18 protein-coding genes are annotated in these 15,027 nt (G+C 54.1%); 10 read left to right on the top strand and 8 right to left on the bottom strand.

Going from position 1 to position 15,027, the window contains the following annotated elements:
• Positions 1-136: 136 nt before the first annotated feature.
• Positions 137-667, top strand: a complete 531-nt coding sequence (locus ACQG22_RS02025) for a lipocalin family protein (RefSeq protein WP_013095269.1) — start codon at positions 137-139, stop codon at positions 665-667.
• On the opposite strand, the gene sugE is transcribed toward ACQG22_RS02025, so the two are convergent.
• Positions 664-981, bottom strand: coding sequence for a quaternary ammonium compound efflux SMR transporter SugE (sugE, locus tag ACQG22_RS02020; RefSeq protein ID WP_013095268.1), 318 nt, complete (start codon positions 979-981; stop codon positions 664-666). The genes ACQG22_RS02025 and sugE overlap by 4 nt on opposite strands.
• Before the next feature lie 262 nt (positions 982-1,243).
• Here sugE and ACQG22_RS02015 point away from each other — a divergent pair, with 262 nt between their 5' ends.
• Entirely contained in the window at positions 1,244-1,843 is a 600-nt protein-coding gene (locus ACQG22_RS02015; RefSeq protein WP_045295574.1) for a response regulator transcription factor, read from the top strand.
• A 37-nt stretch (positions 1,844-1,880) separates the two neighbouring features.
• Here ACQG22_RS02015 and ecnB read toward each other — a convergent pair whose 3' ends face one another.
• The 3 genes from ecnB to efp all read right to left on the bottom strand — a co-directional run bounded on the left by ecnB (position 1,881) and on the right by efp (position 2,881).
• Positions 1,881-2,027 (bottom strand): lipoprotein toxin entericidin B, encoded by a 147-nt coding sequence (ecnB, locus tag ACQG22_RS02010; protein ID WP_003025482.1) that lies wholly within the window; start codon positions 2,025-2,027, stop codon positions 1,881-1,883.
• A gap of 108 nt (positions 2,028-2,135) precedes the next feature.
• Positions 2,136-2,267 (bottom strand): entericidin A/B family lipoprotein, encoded by a 132-nt coding sequence (locus ACQG22_RS02005; RefSeq protein ID WP_013095266.1) that lies wholly within the window; start codon positions 2,265-2,267, stop codon positions 2,136-2,138.
• A gap of 47 nt (positions 2,268-2,314) precedes the next feature.
• The gene (gene efp, locus ACQG22_RS02000; RefSeq protein ID WP_014830362.1) at positions 2,315-2,881 is read right to left on the bottom strand and encodes an elongation factor P; all 567 of its coding nucleotides are present in this window, start codon (positions 2,879-2,881) and stop codon (positions 2,315-2,317) included.
• Between the two features lie 40 nt (positions 2,882-2,921).
• Here efp and epmB point away from each other — a divergent pair, with 40 nt between their 5' ends.
• Positions 2,922-3,950 (top strand): EF-P beta-lysylation protein EpmB, encoded by a 1,029-nt coding sequence (gene epmB, locus ACQG22_RS01995; protein WP_369706796.1) that lies wholly within the window; start codon positions 2,922-2,924, stop codon positions 3,948-3,950.
• 47 nt (positions 3,951-3,997) lie between these two features.
• Here epmB and ACQG22_RS01990 read toward each other — a convergent pair whose 3' ends face one another.
• On the bottom strand, positions 3,998-4,351 hold the full coding sequence (locus tag ACQG22_RS01990) for a DUF4156 domain-containing protein (protein ID WP_013095263.1): 354 nt from the start codon (positions 4,349-4,351) through the stop codon (positions 3,998-4,000).
• A gap of 254 nt (positions 4,352-4,605) precedes the next feature.
• Between ACQG22_RS01990 and ACQG22_RS01985 the strand changes: the two genes are divergently transcribed.
• Positions 4,606-5,283 (top strand): nucleoside recognition domain-containing protein, encoded by a 678-nt coding sequence (locus ACQG22_RS01985; protein ID WP_013095262.1) that lies wholly within the window; start codon positions 4,606-4,608, stop codon positions 5,281-5,283.
• Positions 5,264-5,725: a YjiG family protein gene (locus tag ACQG22_RS01980; protein WP_369706797.1), complete on the top strand. Its 462-nt coding sequence runs from the start codon at positions 5,264-5,266 to the stop codon at positions 5,723-5,725. Before ACQG22_RS01985 ends, ACQG22_RS01980 begins: the two co-directional genes overlap by 20 nt.
• 89 nt (positions 5,726-5,814) lie before the next feature.
• Here ACQG22_RS01980 and groL read toward each other — a convergent pair whose 3' ends face one another.
• Both groL and ACQG22_RS01970 read right to left on the bottom strand, forming a co-directional pair.
• On the bottom strand, positions 5,815-7,461 hold the full coding sequence (gene groL / locus ACQG22_RS01975) for a chaperonin GroEL (protein ID WP_013095260.1): 1,647 nt from the start codon (positions 7,459-7,461) through the stop codon (positions 5,815-5,817).
• A 39-nt stretch (positions 7,462-7,500) separates the two neighbouring features.
• The gene (locus tag ACQG22_RS01970; protein WP_003855929.1) at positions 7,501-7,794 is read right to left on the bottom strand and encodes a co-chaperone GroES; all 294 of its coding nucleotides are present in this window, start codon (positions 7,792-7,794) and stop codon (positions 7,501-7,503) included.
• 179 nt (positions 7,795-7,973) lie between these two features.
• Here ACQG22_RS01970 and yjeH point away from each other — a divergent pair, with 179 nt between their 5' ends.
• A complete protein-coding gene (yjeH, locus tag ACQG22_RS01965; RefSeq protein ID WP_248031821.1) occupies positions 7,974-9,194 on the top strand; it encodes an L-methionine/branched-chain amino acid transporter in 1,221 nt (406 codons plus the stop codon).
• A gap of 37 nt (positions 9,195-9,231) precedes the next feature.
• On the opposite strand, the gene ACQG22_RS01960 is transcribed toward yjeH, so the two are convergent.
• On the bottom strand, positions 9,232-9,696 hold the full coding sequence (locus tag ACQG22_RS01960) for an FxsA family protein (protein WP_013095258.1): 465 nt from the start codon (positions 9,694-9,696) through the stop codon (positions 9,232-9,234).
• 335 nt (positions 9,697-10,031) lie between these two features.
• Between ACQG22_RS01960 and aspA the strand changes: the two genes are divergently transcribed.
• The 4 genes from aspA to ACQG22_RS01940 all read left to right on the top strand — a co-directional run bounded on the left by aspA (position 10,032) and on the right by ACQG22_RS01940 (position 14,999).
• Positions 10,032-11,468, top strand: a complete 1,437-nt coding sequence (aspA, locus tag ACQG22_RS01955; protein WP_003855923.1) for an aspartate ammonia-lyase — start codon at positions 10,032-10,034, stop codon at positions 11,466-11,468.
• Positions 11,469-11,584: 116 nt separating this feature from the next.
• Positions 11,585-12,886, top strand: coding sequence for an anaerobic C4-dicarboxylate transporter (locus tag ACQG22_RS01950; RefSeq protein ID WP_013095257.1), 1,302 nt, complete (start codon positions 11,585-11,587; stop codon positions 12,884-12,886).
• Positions 12,887-12,999: 113 nt separating this feature from the next.
• On the top strand, positions 13,000-13,323 hold the full coding sequence (gene cutA, locus ACQG22_RS01945) for a divalent cation tolerance protein CutA (protein ID WP_038985610.1): 324 nt from the start codon (positions 13,000-13,002) through the stop codon (positions 13,321-13,323).
• On the top strand, positions 13,299-14,999 hold the full coding sequence (locus tag ACQG22_RS01940; RefSeq protein ID WP_369706798.1) for a protein-disulfide reductase DsbD: 1,701 nt from the start codon (positions 13,299-13,301) through the stop codon (positions 14,997-14,999). The genes cutA and ACQG22_RS01940 overlap by 25 nt, the downstream gene beginning before the upstream one ends.
• The last annotated feature ends 28 nt before the right edge of the window (positions 15,000-15,027 follow it).

The following is a 15,027-nucleotide window of genomic DNA, read 5'->3' as shown; positions in this document are numbered from 1 at the left end:
GCCTTACCCGGCCTACAAAATTTACGCGTTGTGTAGGCCGGGTAAGCGCAGCGCCACCCGGCGAAACACGCTGCACAATCTTTCGCAATTTCCCTGCTGTCATCTACACTTAACAAAAAACAGTAAGGAAACTCCTATGCGCATTCTGCCTGTTATCGCCGCGGTGACAGCCGCGTTTTTAGTGGTTGCCTGCAGTTCCCCTACCCCTCCCTCCGGCGTCACTGTTGTAAGTAATTTCGACGCTCAACGTTTCCTCGGAACCTGGTATGAAATCGCCCGGCTCGACCATCGGTTTGAGCGGGGGTTAGAGAAAGTCACAGCACATTACAGTTCGATGGACGACGGGGGTATTCAGGTGATCAACCGTGGATACAATCCGGATCGGCAGATGTGGCAACAGTCGACGGGAAAAGCGTACTTTACCGGCGACCCGCGCCGGGCCGCGCTAAAAGTCTCGTTCTTTGGCCCGTTCTATGGCGGGTACAATGTCATCGCCCTCGACAGAGAGTACCGCCATGCGCTGGTCTGCGGGCCGGATCGCGACTATTTATGGATACTCTCCCGCACGCCGACCATTTCGTCAGAGATGAAACAGCAGATGCTGGACGTTGCGACCCGGCAAGGGTTTGATGTGTCAAAACTCATCTGGGTAGAACAACCGCATTAGTGGGCGCTGAGTTTCAGCCCAATAATACCGCACACAATCAACGCGAGGCTGGCGATACGCGCCAGACTCGCCGACTCTCCCAGCAGCAAAATCCCGGTAATCGCCGCGCCCACTGCACCAATGCCCGTCCAGACAGCATAGGCCGTCCCCACCGGCAAAGAGCGCATCGCCCAGGAGAGCAGCACAATACTCACAATCATGGCGGTAACGGTAATCACGCTGGGTGTCAGGCGGGTAAATCCGTGGGTGTACTTCAGACCAATTGCCCAAACCACTTCGAGCAGACCGGCGATAACAAGAATAATCCAGGACATTTCAGGCTCCTTAACTTAACTGCAAGTTGGGGCCGTCCCCGGTGAACGAAACGCTTACGGGTCGTCCCGTAAGGCATAGATTAGGTCACTTATTTTGGTTAACGAACGATTTTTTTTCAATCCCTTTGTGCTGAACCTGTTAAGGCAAGAAATAGCCTCAGTATGGCGCGTAGTTCAGGCATTTATCACTCATCCGACTTCTCTATCATGATGTGCTTTCTGATGGCAGGAAGCCAAACCACTAGCCGACTGCGAATCTATTATGTTCAAAATTCTTTTGATTGACCGATGTCACTTCACCCGCGCGGGGTTTGAAGCATGGCTCAATCATTCCGGTTTGTTTCCCGGGCACTTCGTCGTGACCGGGCTGAATAATCTCATCCTCGCCAGAGAGCATATTCTGCAGTGGGATCCATCGGTGGTTATCGCCGATCTGCACGGCTTTATGCAGGACATTCACCATTTCCAGCAGCTTTCTTCCCTGCTGAACGCCAGTGAAAAAGTGCCTTTCATTTTGCTGCAGTCGGGGGAAGATAAAGAGATGGCAGGCTTTCTGTCCCAATTTCCGATATGGGCTTCGCTTACCAAAAATGCCGGACTGGAGACGCTGGCGACGGTCATCAACGACGCCCTGACGACTCGCGCAAGCGTTGAGATCCCTGCGGTCGCAGCCCCCCTGTTAACTCGCCAGGAGGAGAAGGTGTTGACGCTGTGGATGGATGGCGCAAGCAATCAGAAGATTGCCACTCACCTGAGTATCAATGGAAAAACGGTCTATACCTATAAGCGAAATATCCGCATGAAATTGCATATGGATACGCGCTTTTCCCCGTTTTTATCTCTGCAGGAATCAGAAAACTGACGGTACGAAACCCGTCCGGGCCCGTACCGTTTTTAAATTACTGCTGAGCTTTTGTTGCCGCGCCGGAGATTGCACTACCGCCTTCAGAAATGTCCTGACCAACGCCGCGCGTGGTATTACAGGCCGTTAACACTGAAGAAAGTACCAGAACTGAAAAGATCGCTGCAATTGTCTTCTTAACCATAATATCTTCCTTTTATAGCCAGAGTTGTTTTGTGTATAGCAACTTAAGAATAGACAAGATCCCGCCAGTTGACGGAAAAGGAAGCATTTTTAGGAAAATTAGACGGGATTAGCTGGCGGCGTGAGAAATGATATGGCCGAGATCCTGGATATCCTCCCCCATTCCACGTGTGGTATTACAGCCGGAAAGCAACGCGCTGGACAGCGCTAACAGAAGCAGAATTTTAACGGTGCGTTTCATCATCCCTGCCTGCAAAAATCAGGCGCAGCAACGCTGCGCCTTAACACTTACTTCACGCGAGATACGTATTCGCCGGAGCGGGTATCCACTTTGATAACTTCGCCAGTCTGTACGAACAGTGGCACTTTAACCACGGCACCGGTAGACAGTTTCGCTGGCTTACCACCTGTACCGGCGGTGTCACCTTTCAGACCTGGGTCAGTTTCAACGATTTCCAGTTCAACGAAGTTCGGTGGGGTAACCGCGATAGGCTGGCCGTTCCACAGGGTCACGATGCACTCAGCCTGATCCAGCAGCCATTTGTCGCTATCGCCAATGGCTTTAGCGTCAGCAGACAGCTGTTCGAACGTTTCGTTGTTCATGAAGTGCCAGAACTCACCGTCGTTGTACAGGTAAGTCAGGTTCATATCGACAACATCAGCGCCTTCAGCGGAGTCAGTAGACTTGAAGGTTTTTTCGACACGGGTACCGGTCAGCAGGCGGCGCAGCTTAACGCGTGCAAATGCCTGGCCTTTACCTGGTTTAACGAATTCGCTGGCTTCAACCGCATACGGTTCGCCGTCCAACATGATTTTAAGACCAGCACGAAAATCGTTGCTATAGTACGTTGCCATAAGGCCCTCTAAATTTGTTAACTGGTAGCTTAGCCACAAAATGGCGCATATTGTAACCCTAAACACCCCGTCCAGAGAAGATTGGTTATCGCAACTTGCCGATGTAATCACCAGTCCTGATGAATTACTGCGTCTTCTTGAGCTTGAACAGCATACCGATTTGCTGGCCGGCCGGGAGGCGAAGCGGCTTTTTGCCCTGCGCGTTCCCCGCGCGTTTGTTGCCCGTATGGAGAAAGGCAATCCTGGCGATCCATTATTAAAACAGACGCTTACCGCACAGGAAGAGTTCATTACGGCACCGGGCTATAGCACCGATCCGCTGGAAGAGCAGAACAGCGTGGTACCCGGTTTGCTGCACAAGTATCTGAACCGTGCGCTGCTGCTGGTGAAAGGTGGCTGTGCGGTAAATTGCCGTTATTGCTTCCGTCGACACTTCCCGTATGCCGAAAATCAGGGCAATAAACGCAACTGGCAGGTTGCGCTGGACTATATCGCCGCCCATTCTGAGCTGGATGAGATCATTTTTTCCGGTGGCGATCCGCTGATGGCGAAAGATCATGAGCTGGACTGGCTGCTGACCCAGCTTGAAGCCATTCCGCATATTAAGCGCCTGCGCATACACAGCCGTCTGCCGATTGTTATTCCGGCACGTATCACTGACGGACTGGTCTCACGCCTTGAGCAGTCCCGCCTGCAGGTGCTGCTGGTGAACCATATCAATCACGCCAATGAAATTGATGATGCATTTCGTGCGGCAATGGTGCGTTTACGCAAGGCAGGCGTGACGCTTCTGAACCAGAGCGTGCTGCTGCGCGGCGTAAATGATAATGCCCGCGTGCTGGCGGACCTCAGCAATGCGCTGTTTGATGCGGGAGTGATGCCCTATTACCTGCACGTGCTGGATCGCGTTCAGGGTGCGGCCCATTTCATGGTGACGGATGAAGAAGCCCGGCAGATCGTGCGTGAACTGTTAACGCTGGTGTCAGGCTATATGGTGCCGAAGCTGGCGCGTGAGATTGGCGGTGAACCGAGCAAGACGCCGCTGGATTTGCAACTAAGACAGAGCTAGTTTCCCCTCAGCCTAACCCTCTCCCGGTGGGAGAGGGAAAAAGGCAATCAGTTCGGGCACTTATAGACCTGGCCATTCATCTGGCTGGCGGTTGGCACGAAGCTGGATAACATTCCCTGCGTCGGGCTGCTTACCCCGTAAATCACGTTGCCACCCATCGCCGCGGCCTGGTTACGCAAGGCATTGGCCGCGCCACGCATAGAGCCACCCTCTTCGCCGTGCTGACCCGACATCCAGTTGCTTTGCTCACCGGTTGCCGTGCCTAAAAACTGGCACTCGTTACCCGGCTTATCTTCCACAAAGCGAACGCCCTGACCCGCTGCAGTCAGCTCATTGCTGGAGCTACAACCCGCCAGCAGCAATGCTGCTCCTACAATCCCTGCACAGACTTTTACGCGCATGTTATTCCTCGTTTTCAATAAGCTGGACAGTAGTTGTCCGTGTGTAAACCTTATACTAAAAAGATGACCAAAAGAAAAACCTCCGTGCGTTTCTGCGAGATATCAAGCACGAATGGTGCCTTCGCCTCCCCTAAATGAATTCTGATAATCACCCCACGGATATCGTTTTTTTGTGCTTTTTCGTTTTTAGTGACAGGCCACCGGCTTATTTTTTGCGCGTGTGGTGACAGGGAAACATAAAAACAGGAGGCAACATGAGTGAAGTATCCCCGAATCAGGGGAAAGTGACGTGGGTAGGGTATCTCGCTTTCTTTCTAACCATCATTTTCTTTTCTGGCTTTTTCGCCAAAGCCACCGAATGGTGGCGAGTCTTTGATTTCACCGTGCTGAACGGCACATTTGGTCAGGTTAACGGCGAAGGCGCCGCAAGCGTCTCTTTTCGCGGCACAGGCGGTACCGGCGCAAAAGATGGCTTTCTGTTTGCGCTGGAACTTGCACCGTCTGTTATTTTGTCGCTGGGCATCATTTCAGTGACCGAAGGGCTGGGCGGGCTGCGGGCGGCACAGCAATTGATGACGCCCGTTTTGAAACCGTTGCTGGGCATTCCAGGCATTTGTTCTCTGGCGCTTATCGCCAATTTGCAAAACACCGATGCGGCTGCAGGTATGACCAAAGAGCTCGCCGATGAAGGCGTTATCAGCGACAGGGAACGAGCGATTTTCGCCACCTTTCAGACCAGCGGTAGCGCAATTATCACCAATTACTTCTCGTCCGGCGCGGCGCTGTTCACCAGCATCACCGTGCCGGTTATCACCCCGCTGGCAGTGATTCTTGTCTTTAAATTTATAGGTGCCAATTTTCTTAGAGCATGGATTGCGCACATGGAAACCCGTCAGATCAAGGAGAGAGAAGATGACCGCCGAAGTGCGTAAAAACCTGATGGATCTCTTTATCGACGGCGCTCGCCGTGGCTTTACCATCGCCACCACCAGCCTGCTGCCAAACGTCGTAATGGCCTTTGTGATCATCCAGGCGCTGAAGGTAACAGGATTGCTGGATATCGTTGGCTGCGTTTGCGAGCCGATTATGGCGCTGTGGGGGCTGCCCGGAGAAGCCGCCACCGTGTTGCTGGCGTCGGTGATGAGCATGGGCGGTGGCGTGGGCGTCTGCGCAAGCCTGGTGGTGGCAGGGTCGCTCAGCGGGCATGACGCCACCGTACTGCTTCCGGCTATCTATCTGATGGGTAATCCGGTGCAAAATACCGGCCGCTGTCTCGGTACGGCAGGGGTAAACCCTAAATACTATCCGCATATTATTGGCGTCTGCGTAATTAACGCTCTGCTCTCTATGTGGGTCATGCAACTGCTGTTCTAAAACAAAAAACCCCGGACAGCGATGCCCGGGGTTTTTTATTAAGAGGTAGATACGCCCAACGCCTGATGGCTGCCGGGCGAAGGGGGCAATTACATCATGCCGCCCATACCACCCATGCCGCCCATACCACCAGCAGCACCTAAGTCAGGTGCGTCGCCTTTAGGCAGGTCGGTCACCATGCACTCGGTAGTGATCATCAGGCCAGCTACAGATGCCGCATACTGCAGAGCAGAACGGGTCACTTTAGTTGGATCCAGGATACCGAAGTCGATCATGTTGCCGTATTCTTCAGTTGCCGCGTTGTAACCGTAGTTACCTTCGCCCGCTTTCACGTTGTTGGTAACAACAGATGGCTCTTCACCGGCGTTGGAAACGATCTGACGCAGAGGCGCTTCCATCGCGCGCAGCGCAACTTTGATACCCACGTTCTGGTCTTCGTTCTGACCGGACAGGCCAGCCAGTTTGGCGGCAACACGCACCAGCGCAACACCACCACCAGCAACCACGCCTTCTTCTACCGCAGCACGGGTCGCGTGCAGGGCATCGTCAACGCGTGCTTTTTTCTCTTTCATTTCAACTTCGGTAGCCGCACCGACTTTGATTACCGCAACGCCGCCTGCCAGTTTCGCTACGCGCTCCTGCAGTTTTTCACGGTCGTAATCAGACGTTGCTTCTTCAATTTGCTTACGGATCTGAGCAACACGGCCCTGAATAGCGGACTCTTCACCTACGCCATCGATGATGGTGGTGGTGTCTTTGTTGATCACAACACGTTTCGCCTGGCCCAGGTCTTCCAGGGTCGCTTTTTCCAGCTCCATACCGATCTCTTCAGAGATTACGGTACCACCGGTCAGGGTAGCGATGTCCTGCAGCATAGCTTTACGACGGTCGCCGAAGCCAGGTGCTTTAACCGCAGCCACTTTCACGATGCCACGCATGGTGTTAACCACCAGGGTCGCCAGCGCTTCGCCTTCAACGTCTTCAGCGATGATAACCAGTGGCTTGCCTGCTTTCGCAACGGCTTCCAGCACTGGCAGCATTTCGCGGATGTTGGAAACTTTCTTATCAGCCAGCAGGATGAATGGGCTTTCCAGCTCAACAGCGCCAGTTTCTGGCTTGTTGATGAAGTATGGGGACAGGTAACCGCGGTCGAACTGCATACCTTCAACCACGTCCAGTTCGTCTTCCAGACCGGTACCGTCTTCAACGGTGATCACGCCTTCTTTACCGACTTTGTCCATCGCTTCAGCGATCAGTTTACCTACGGTTTCGTCGGAGTTAGCGGAGATGGTACCTACCTGAGCAATCGCTTTAGAGTCAGAGCATGGTACAGACAGCGCTTTCAGTTCTTCAACAGCGGACGCGACAGCTTTGTCGATACCACGTTTCAGATCCATTGGGTTCATGCCCGCAGCAACGGCTTTCAGACCTTCAGTGATGATTGCCTGCGCCAGTACGGTCGCGGTGGTGGTACCGTCGCCCGCAGCGTCGTTCGCTTTAGAGGCCACTTCTTTCACCATCTGCGCGCCCATGTTTTCGAACTTGTCTTCCAGCTCGATTTCACGTGCAACGGAAACACCATCTTTGGTGATGGTTGGCGCGCCGAAGGATTTATCCAGCACTACGTTACGGCCTTTCGGGCCCAGGGTGACTTTCACTGCGTCTGCCAGTACGTTTACGCCGCGGAGCATTTTTACACGAGCGTCGTTACCGAATTTTACGTCTTTAGCTGCCATGTTCTTATTTCCTCAAATTCGTACAGTTTCGTGCGTTAATTACGCTTCAACAATTGCCAGAATGTCGCTCTCGGACATGATCAACACTTCTTCATTGTCGATCTTCTCGGATTTCACGCCGTAGCCATCGTTGAAAATGACGATGTCACCAACTTTAACGTCCAGTGGCTGCACAGTTCCGTTTTCCAGGATGCGGCCCTTACCGACAGCGATGATTTCGCCACGCGTTGATTTTGCTGCTGCAGAACCCGTCAGAACGATGCCGCCAGCAGACTTGGTTTCAACTTCTTTACGTTTGACGATCACACGATCATGTAACGGACGAATACTCATTGATAGCTCTCCTTTGAGAAAGTCATTATCAGTTATGGATGACGCCGGGCCGCACACGGTTTTCCGGCTAGTGCCCTGAGAGATGGGGATAGCTTTTTACCCCTTCAAGGGGGAGTCGAAAAAAAAATTTGCGAAAGTGTTACCATCGGCTCTCTTTGAATGGTGGCGGGACGATGTCAATGAGTGGACTCAAACAGGAGTTGGGGCTGGCGCAGGGGGTCGGCCTGCTCTCAACCTCCTTGTTAGGAACAGGAGTGTTTGCGGTGCCCGCACTGGCGGCGCTGGTTGCCGGAAATAACAGCCTGTGGGCGTGGCCGGTGCTGATTGTGCTGGTGTTCCCGGTTGCGATCGTGTTCGCCATTCTGGGAAGGCATTTTCCCAGCGCGGGCGGCGTGGCGCACTTTGTCGGCATGGCGTTTGGCCCACGACTGGAGCGCGTCACCGGCTGGCTGTTCCTTTCCGTCATTCCGGTTGGTCTGCCTGCGGCGCTACATATCGCAACCGGCTTTGGGCAAGCGCTCTTCGGCTGGCATGACGAAGCACTGCTGCTGGCTGAGCTGGGTACGCTGGCTATCGTCTGGTGGGTGGGCTCACGCGGGGCCAGTTCCAGCGCTAACCTGCAGACGATCGTCGCGGTGCTGATTGTCGCGCTCATCGCCGCTATCTGGTGGGCGGGAGATATTCGCGTCGAGGAGATCCCCTTCCCGACCATCACCGATATCGATCATGCGCAGCTCTTCGCTGCCCTGTCAGTCATGTTCTGGTGTTTTGTCGGTCTGGAAGCGTTCGCCCATCTGGCGTCGGAGTTTAAGCATCCCGAGCGCGATTTTCCGCGAGCCCTGATGATTGGCCTGTTGGTCGCAGGCACGGTTTACTGGGCCTGTACTGTGCTGGTGCTGCACTTCGACGCTTTTGGCGCAGATAAAGCAGCCGCCGCTTCGCTGCCGGGTATCGTGGTGCAGCTGTTCGGCGTAAAAGCGCTGTGGGTGGCCTGTGTGATTGGCTATCTGGCCTGTTTTGCCAGCCTCAATATTTACATCCAGAGCTTTGCGCGGCTGGTGTGGTCTCAGGCGCGCAATAAACCGCAGAGCCGTCTTGCGCAGTTGTCTAAGCGTCAGCTGCCGTTGAATGCGCTGAATCTCGTGCTGGGAAGTTGCGTTGTGAGCACGTTGTGCATTTACGCGCTTAAGATCAATCTGGATGCGCTAATCATCTATGCCAACGGCATATTTATTATGATCTATCTGCTGTGCATGCTGGCGGGTTGTCGTCTGTTGAAGGGTCGCTATAAAGCACTGGCCGTTGTCGGGGGAGTGCTTTGCCTGCTGTTGCTGATGATGGTGGGATGGAAGAGTATGTACGCCGTCGTCATGCTGGCAGGGCTGTGGGTGGCGCTTTAGTCGCGCCCGGTAAGCGAAGCGTCACCGGGCAAAGACATTACCGATCGTCTTTATGATCCAAACGGTCGTGTTGGTCATCCTTACGCTGGTATTCCCCTTCAAACGTATCACCCGGGCCGGTGCTGAACCCGCCGCCCGGCATCCGGCTAAAGCGCAGATGCGGCAGCAGCTTCATGGTCAGGTGTTTTTGCACCGGCGGCAACAGCAGCAGCAGACCGAGGAAGTCGGTGAAGAAGCCCGGCAGGATCAGCAGCAGACCGGCAATAATCAGCGATACGCTTTTGATCATCTCGGCCGCCGGGCTCTCGCCTGCGGCCATCTTCTGCTGCATTAACAGGAAATTTTTGAAACCCTGATTACGCACCAGCGACATGCCGATGACGGAGGTGAAAATCACCAGAATCAGCGTCAGCAGGACGCCCAGCACATGGGCGACCTGGATAAAAATTGAAATCTCAATGTAAACATAGAGAAAGAAAGCAATAAACGGTATCCAGCGCACTGGCGTCTCCTGTGTGGCAGGTGCCTTTTGGCCCCTGTCTGAATGTGTTCGCGACACGCGTCTGTAAGAGATGAGGACGGTTAGCTAAAATTCAATCGGTTTGCACGGATATTTTTTTTGGAAATATTAAAGCGGTGACCCATTTCACAGATTAATAATTATCATGGAATCGGGTCGATAATAAGTGATCCAGCTTACGGCAATTCGCTATCATCAGCATATGATCTCGAGCAATTGGCCGATTGAGGGAATAATCGTCGGTCAGAAAATATTCAAAACCACATAAATACTGTGTGTTTAGTACAATCCATCGGCAGCTTGAAAAGAAGGTTCACATGTTAAACAACATTCGTATCGAAGAAGACTTGTTGGGTACCAGGGAAGTTCCAGCGGATGCCTACTACGGTGTCCACACTCTGAGAGCGATTGAAAACTTCTACATCAGCAACAGCAAAATCAGCGACATTCCTGAGTTTGTCCGTGGCATGGTGATGGTGAAGAAAGCGGCAGCGCTGGCAAACAAAGAGCTGCAAACCATTCCTAAAAGCGCGGCAAATGCGATTATCGCGGCCTGCGATGAAGTGCTGAACAACGGCAAATGCATGGACCAGTTCCCGGTTGACGTCTATCAGGGCGGCGCGGGCACCTCCGTCAACATGAACACCAACGAAGTACTGGCAAATATCGGCCTGGAGCTGATGGGCCACCAGAAAGGTGAATACCAGTACCTTAACCCGAACGATCACGTCAACAAATGTCAGTCCACTAACGACGCCTACCCAACCGGCTTCCGCATCGCGGTTTATGCCTCCGTTGTGAAACTGGTCGACGCCATCAACCAGCTGGGCGACGGTTTCCAGCGCAAAGCGGTTGAGTTCCAGGACATTCTGAAAATGGGGCGTACCCAGCTGCAGGACGCGGTACCAATGACCCTCGGTCAGGAATTCCACGCGTTTAACGTGCTGCTGAATGAAGAAACCAAAAACCTGCTGCGCACCTCCGAGCTGCTGCTGGAAGTGAACCTGGGCGCCACCGCCATCGGTACACGTCTGAACACGCCGGACGGCTATCAGCAACTGGCGGTTCAGAAACTGGCTGAAGTCTCTAACCTGCCGGTCGTACCTGCAGAAGATCTGATTGAAGCCACCTCCGACTGCGGCGCCTACGTCATGGTACACAGCGCCCTGAAACGTCTGGCGGTGAAACTGTCCAAAATCTGTAATGACCTGCGCCTGCTCTCTTCCGGCCCACGCGCTGGCCTGAACGAAATCAACCTGCCAGAACTGCAGGCCGGTTCGTCCATCATGCCAGCGAAAGTGAACCCGGTAGTGCCAGAAGTGGTGAACCAGGTTTGCTTCAAGGTTATTGGTAACGATACGACCGTAACCATGGCCTCTGAAGCCGGTCAGCTGCAGCTGAACGTCATGGAGCCCGTGATTGGCCAGGCGATGTTCGAATCTATCCACATCCTGACTAACGCCTGCTATAACCTGCTGGAAAAATGCATCAACGGCATTACCGCGAATAAAGAAGTCTGCGAAGGTTACGTGTACAACTCCATCGGGATCGTCACCTACCTTAACCCGTTCATCGGCCACCATAACGGCGACATCGTCGGTAAGATTTGCGCCGAAACCGGTAAGAGCGTGCGTGAAGTCGTCCTGGAGCGCGGACTGTTGACCGAAGCCGAGCTGGACGATATCTTCTCCGCCCAGAACCTGATGCACCCGGCATATAAAGCGAAACGATACACCGATGAAAGCGAACAGTAACCGTTCAGGCTAAGCTTCCGAAAGGCACGTCACTTGTGACGTGCCTTTTTTCTTTTTAGGCGTTACCAAAATACAACAATTCAATATCAACTTGTTAATAAGCAAGGCAGGTCCTTATGTTTGGAGCAGAACTCGTCATCGTCCTGTTGGCGATTTATTTGGGAGCAAGACTCGGGGGTATCGGCATCGGTTTTGCCGGCGGTCTCGGGGTGCTCGTTCTTACCCTTATCTTTCAGATTAAACCCGGCGCAATCCCGTTTGACGTTATCGAAATCATCATGGCAGTTATTGCCGCTATCGCCGCCATGCAGGTGGCTGGCGGTATGGACTACCTGGTGAGTCTGGCGGAGCGTATGCTGCGCCGTCATCCTAAATACATTACCTTCCTTGCCCCGCTGGTGACCTGGTTCATGACCATTCTCGCCGGTACCGGTCACACTGCCTTTTCCACGCTGCCGGTGATTACCGAAGTGGCGAAAGAACAGGGTATCCGTCCATCTCGCCCGCTCTCTATTGCGGTGGTGGCCTCCCAGATTGCGATTACCGCCTCGCCTATCTCCGCAGCAGTGGTGTTCTTCGCCGGTATCCTGGAACCCATGGGTGTGAGCTATCTGACGCTGCTGGCAATCTGCATTCCGGTAACGTTGATTGCAGTCATGATCACCGCCGTGCTGTGTAACTTCCTCGGCGCTGAACTGAAAGACGATCCGGTTTATCAGGAACGTCTGGCCAAGGGCGAAGTGAGCTTGCGCGGTAGCCAGGTCTTCAAACTGAAGCCGCATGCGAAACGCTCCGTGGTGCTGTTCCTGATCGGTATCGTGGCGGTGATGTTCTACGCGACGGCCATCAGTGACACAGTAGGCCTCATCCAGAACCCGGTTCTGCCGCGTAACGAAGCGATTGTGGTATTCATGCTGACCATCGCAACCCTGATCAGCATCACCTGTAAAATCGATACCAGCGAAGTGCTGAATGCCAGCACCTTTAAATCCGGTATGAGCGCCTGCGTGTGCGTGCTGGGTGTGGCATGGCTCGGTGATACCTTCGTAAAAGCGCACATCAGCGATATCCAGACCGTTGCGGGTGACCTGCTGCACAACTACCCATGGCTGCTGGCGGTGGTACTGTTCTTTGCCGCTACCCTGCTTTATTCTCAGGCTGCCACGACCAAGGCGCTGATGCCTGCGGCTCTGATGCTGGGCGTAACGCCACTGACGGCCATTGCCTCGTTTGCTGCCGTTTCTGCCCTGTTCGTTCTGCCCACTTATCCAACCCTGCTGGCGGCGGTTGAAATGGATGACACTGGTTCAACCCGCATCGGTAAGTATGTGTTTAACCATGCGTTCCTGATCCCGGGTGTGGTCGCGATTACGCTGTGCGTGATCCTCGGCTTTATCATCGGCGGCGTCGTGCTGTAAACCGTTTCGGGTTGTAAAAATAGTTAAAATCGGGCCGCTCTGCGGCCCGTTTCATTAATGACCAATCGCCTTGCGTGATATAGTGACCACTTTCGTGATGAGGAGGTCGACTTGTGAACACGCCTGATGCTGTTGTCGTATTGTGTACCGCCCCTGATGAAGCTTCCGCCCAGGATCTCGCCGCCAAAGTATTGGCCGAAAAACTGGCTGCCTGTGTAACCCTCCTCCCCGGAGCGACCTCCCTCTATTACTGGGAAGGCAAACTGGAGCAGGAGTATGAAGTCCAGATGTTGCTCAAAACCAACCTGGCAAACCAGCAGGCGCTTCTTGACTGCCTCAAATCTCATCATCCTTACCAAACTCCGGAACTGCTGGTATTGCCAGTGCTCCACGGTGATAACGATTATCTCTCATGGCTCAACGTTTCCTTACGCTGATCCTGCTGCTGTGCAGCACGTCAGTCTTTGCCGGGTTGTTTGACGCGCCCGGCCGTTCGAACTTTATTCCTGCCGAGCAGGCATTTGTTTTCGATTTCCAGCAAAACCAGCATGACCTCAACCTCACCTGGCAGGTGAAAGAGGGCTATTACCTGTATCGTAAGCAGGTCAGTATCACACCCGCTCAGGCAAGCGTGGGCGCGCTGCAACTGCCTGCGGGAGAATGGCACGAGGATGAGTTTTACGGCAAAAGCGAGATTTATCGCCAGCACTTAAGCGTGCCCGTAACGGTGCAACAGGCAGACAAAGGCGCTACGCTCACCGTCACTTACCAGGGCTGTGCCGATGCAGGCTTCTGCTATCCCCCAGAAACCAGGGTCGTTCCGCTTAGTGAAGTTAAAGCGTCTGCCGCCAACGTTGCTCCTCTTCCTGCAGAGGTCAAGCGTGAAGGTGAGCCTGCGTCAGACCTCCCTTTCTCCGCGCTCTGGGCCTTGCTGATTGGTATCGGCATCGCCTTCACGCCATGCGTACTGCCGATGTACCCGTTGATCTCCGGGATCGTGCTGGGCGGAAAACAGCGTCTTAGCACCGCCCGCGCGCTACTGCTTGCCTTTATTTACGTGCAGGGAATGGCGTTAACCTATACGGCACTCGGCCTCGTGGTTGCGGCGGCAGGCTTACAGTTCCAGGCGGCTCTTCAGCACCCTTATGTCCTTATCGGCCTGTCGGTGGTGTTTATCCTGCTGGCATTGTCGATGTTTGGCCTGTTCACCCTGCAATTGCCGTCTTACCTGCAAACCCGCTTAACGCTGCTCAGCAACCGCCAACAGGGGGGGTCAGCGGGTGGCGTGTTTGCGATGGGAGCTATCGCCGGGCTGATTTGTTCGCCCTGCACCACTGCTCCGCTTAGCGCGATTCTGCTCTATATCGCCCAGAGCGGTAATATGTGGCTTGGCGGCGGTACGTTGTACCTTTACGCGCTTGGGATGGGTCTGCCGCTGATCCTGGTCACGGTATTTGGCAACCGCCTGCTGCCGAAGAGCGGGCCGTGGATGGAGACGGTGAAAACCGCGTTTGGCTTTGTCATTCTGGCGCTGCCGGTCTTCCTGCTGGAGCGTATTGTCGGTGACGTCTGGGGGATGCGCCTGTGGGCGATGCTCGGCGTAGCGTTCTTCTCCTGGGCGTTTATCGTCAGTCTGGGGGCAAAAAGCGCGTGGATGCGTCTGGTACAAATCGTCCTGCTCGCCGCTGCGCTGGTGAGCGTGCGTCCACTTCAGGATTGGGCATTTGGCACGCCAGTGGCTCAGAACCAGGCGCATCTGAATTTCATCCAGATTAAGAACGTGGATGATCTTAACCAGGCTCTGGCGCAGGCGCGCGGCAAACCGGTGATGCTCGATCTCTACGCAGACTGGTGCGTTGCCTGCAAAGAGTTTGAAAAGTACACCTTTAGCGACCCGCAGGTGCAAGGTGCGCTAAACGGGACCGTTCTGCTTCAGGCAAACGTGACCGCCAACAATGCGCAGGATAAAGCCCTGCTGAAGCAACTTAACGTGCTCGGGCTGCCGACCATTCTGTTCTTCAATCAACAGGGTGAAGAACAGCCAGGGCAGCGTGTGACCGGGTTTATGGACGCGGCGGCTTTCAGCGCGCATTTGCGCGATCGCCAACCGTAAACAACACTTTAAACGGGACAACCGTTGG

The organism is Enterobacter cloacae complex sp. 309I3, from assembly GCF_050031595.1.
In the GTDB taxonomy this organism is placed as follows: Bacteria; Pseudomonadota; Gammaproteobacteria; order Enterobacterales; family Enterobacteriaceae; genus Enterobacter; species Enterobacter cloacae.
The sequence above is the reverse complement of the archived record's forward strand: the minus strand, read 5'-3'. Positions and strand labels throughout refer to the sequence as shown.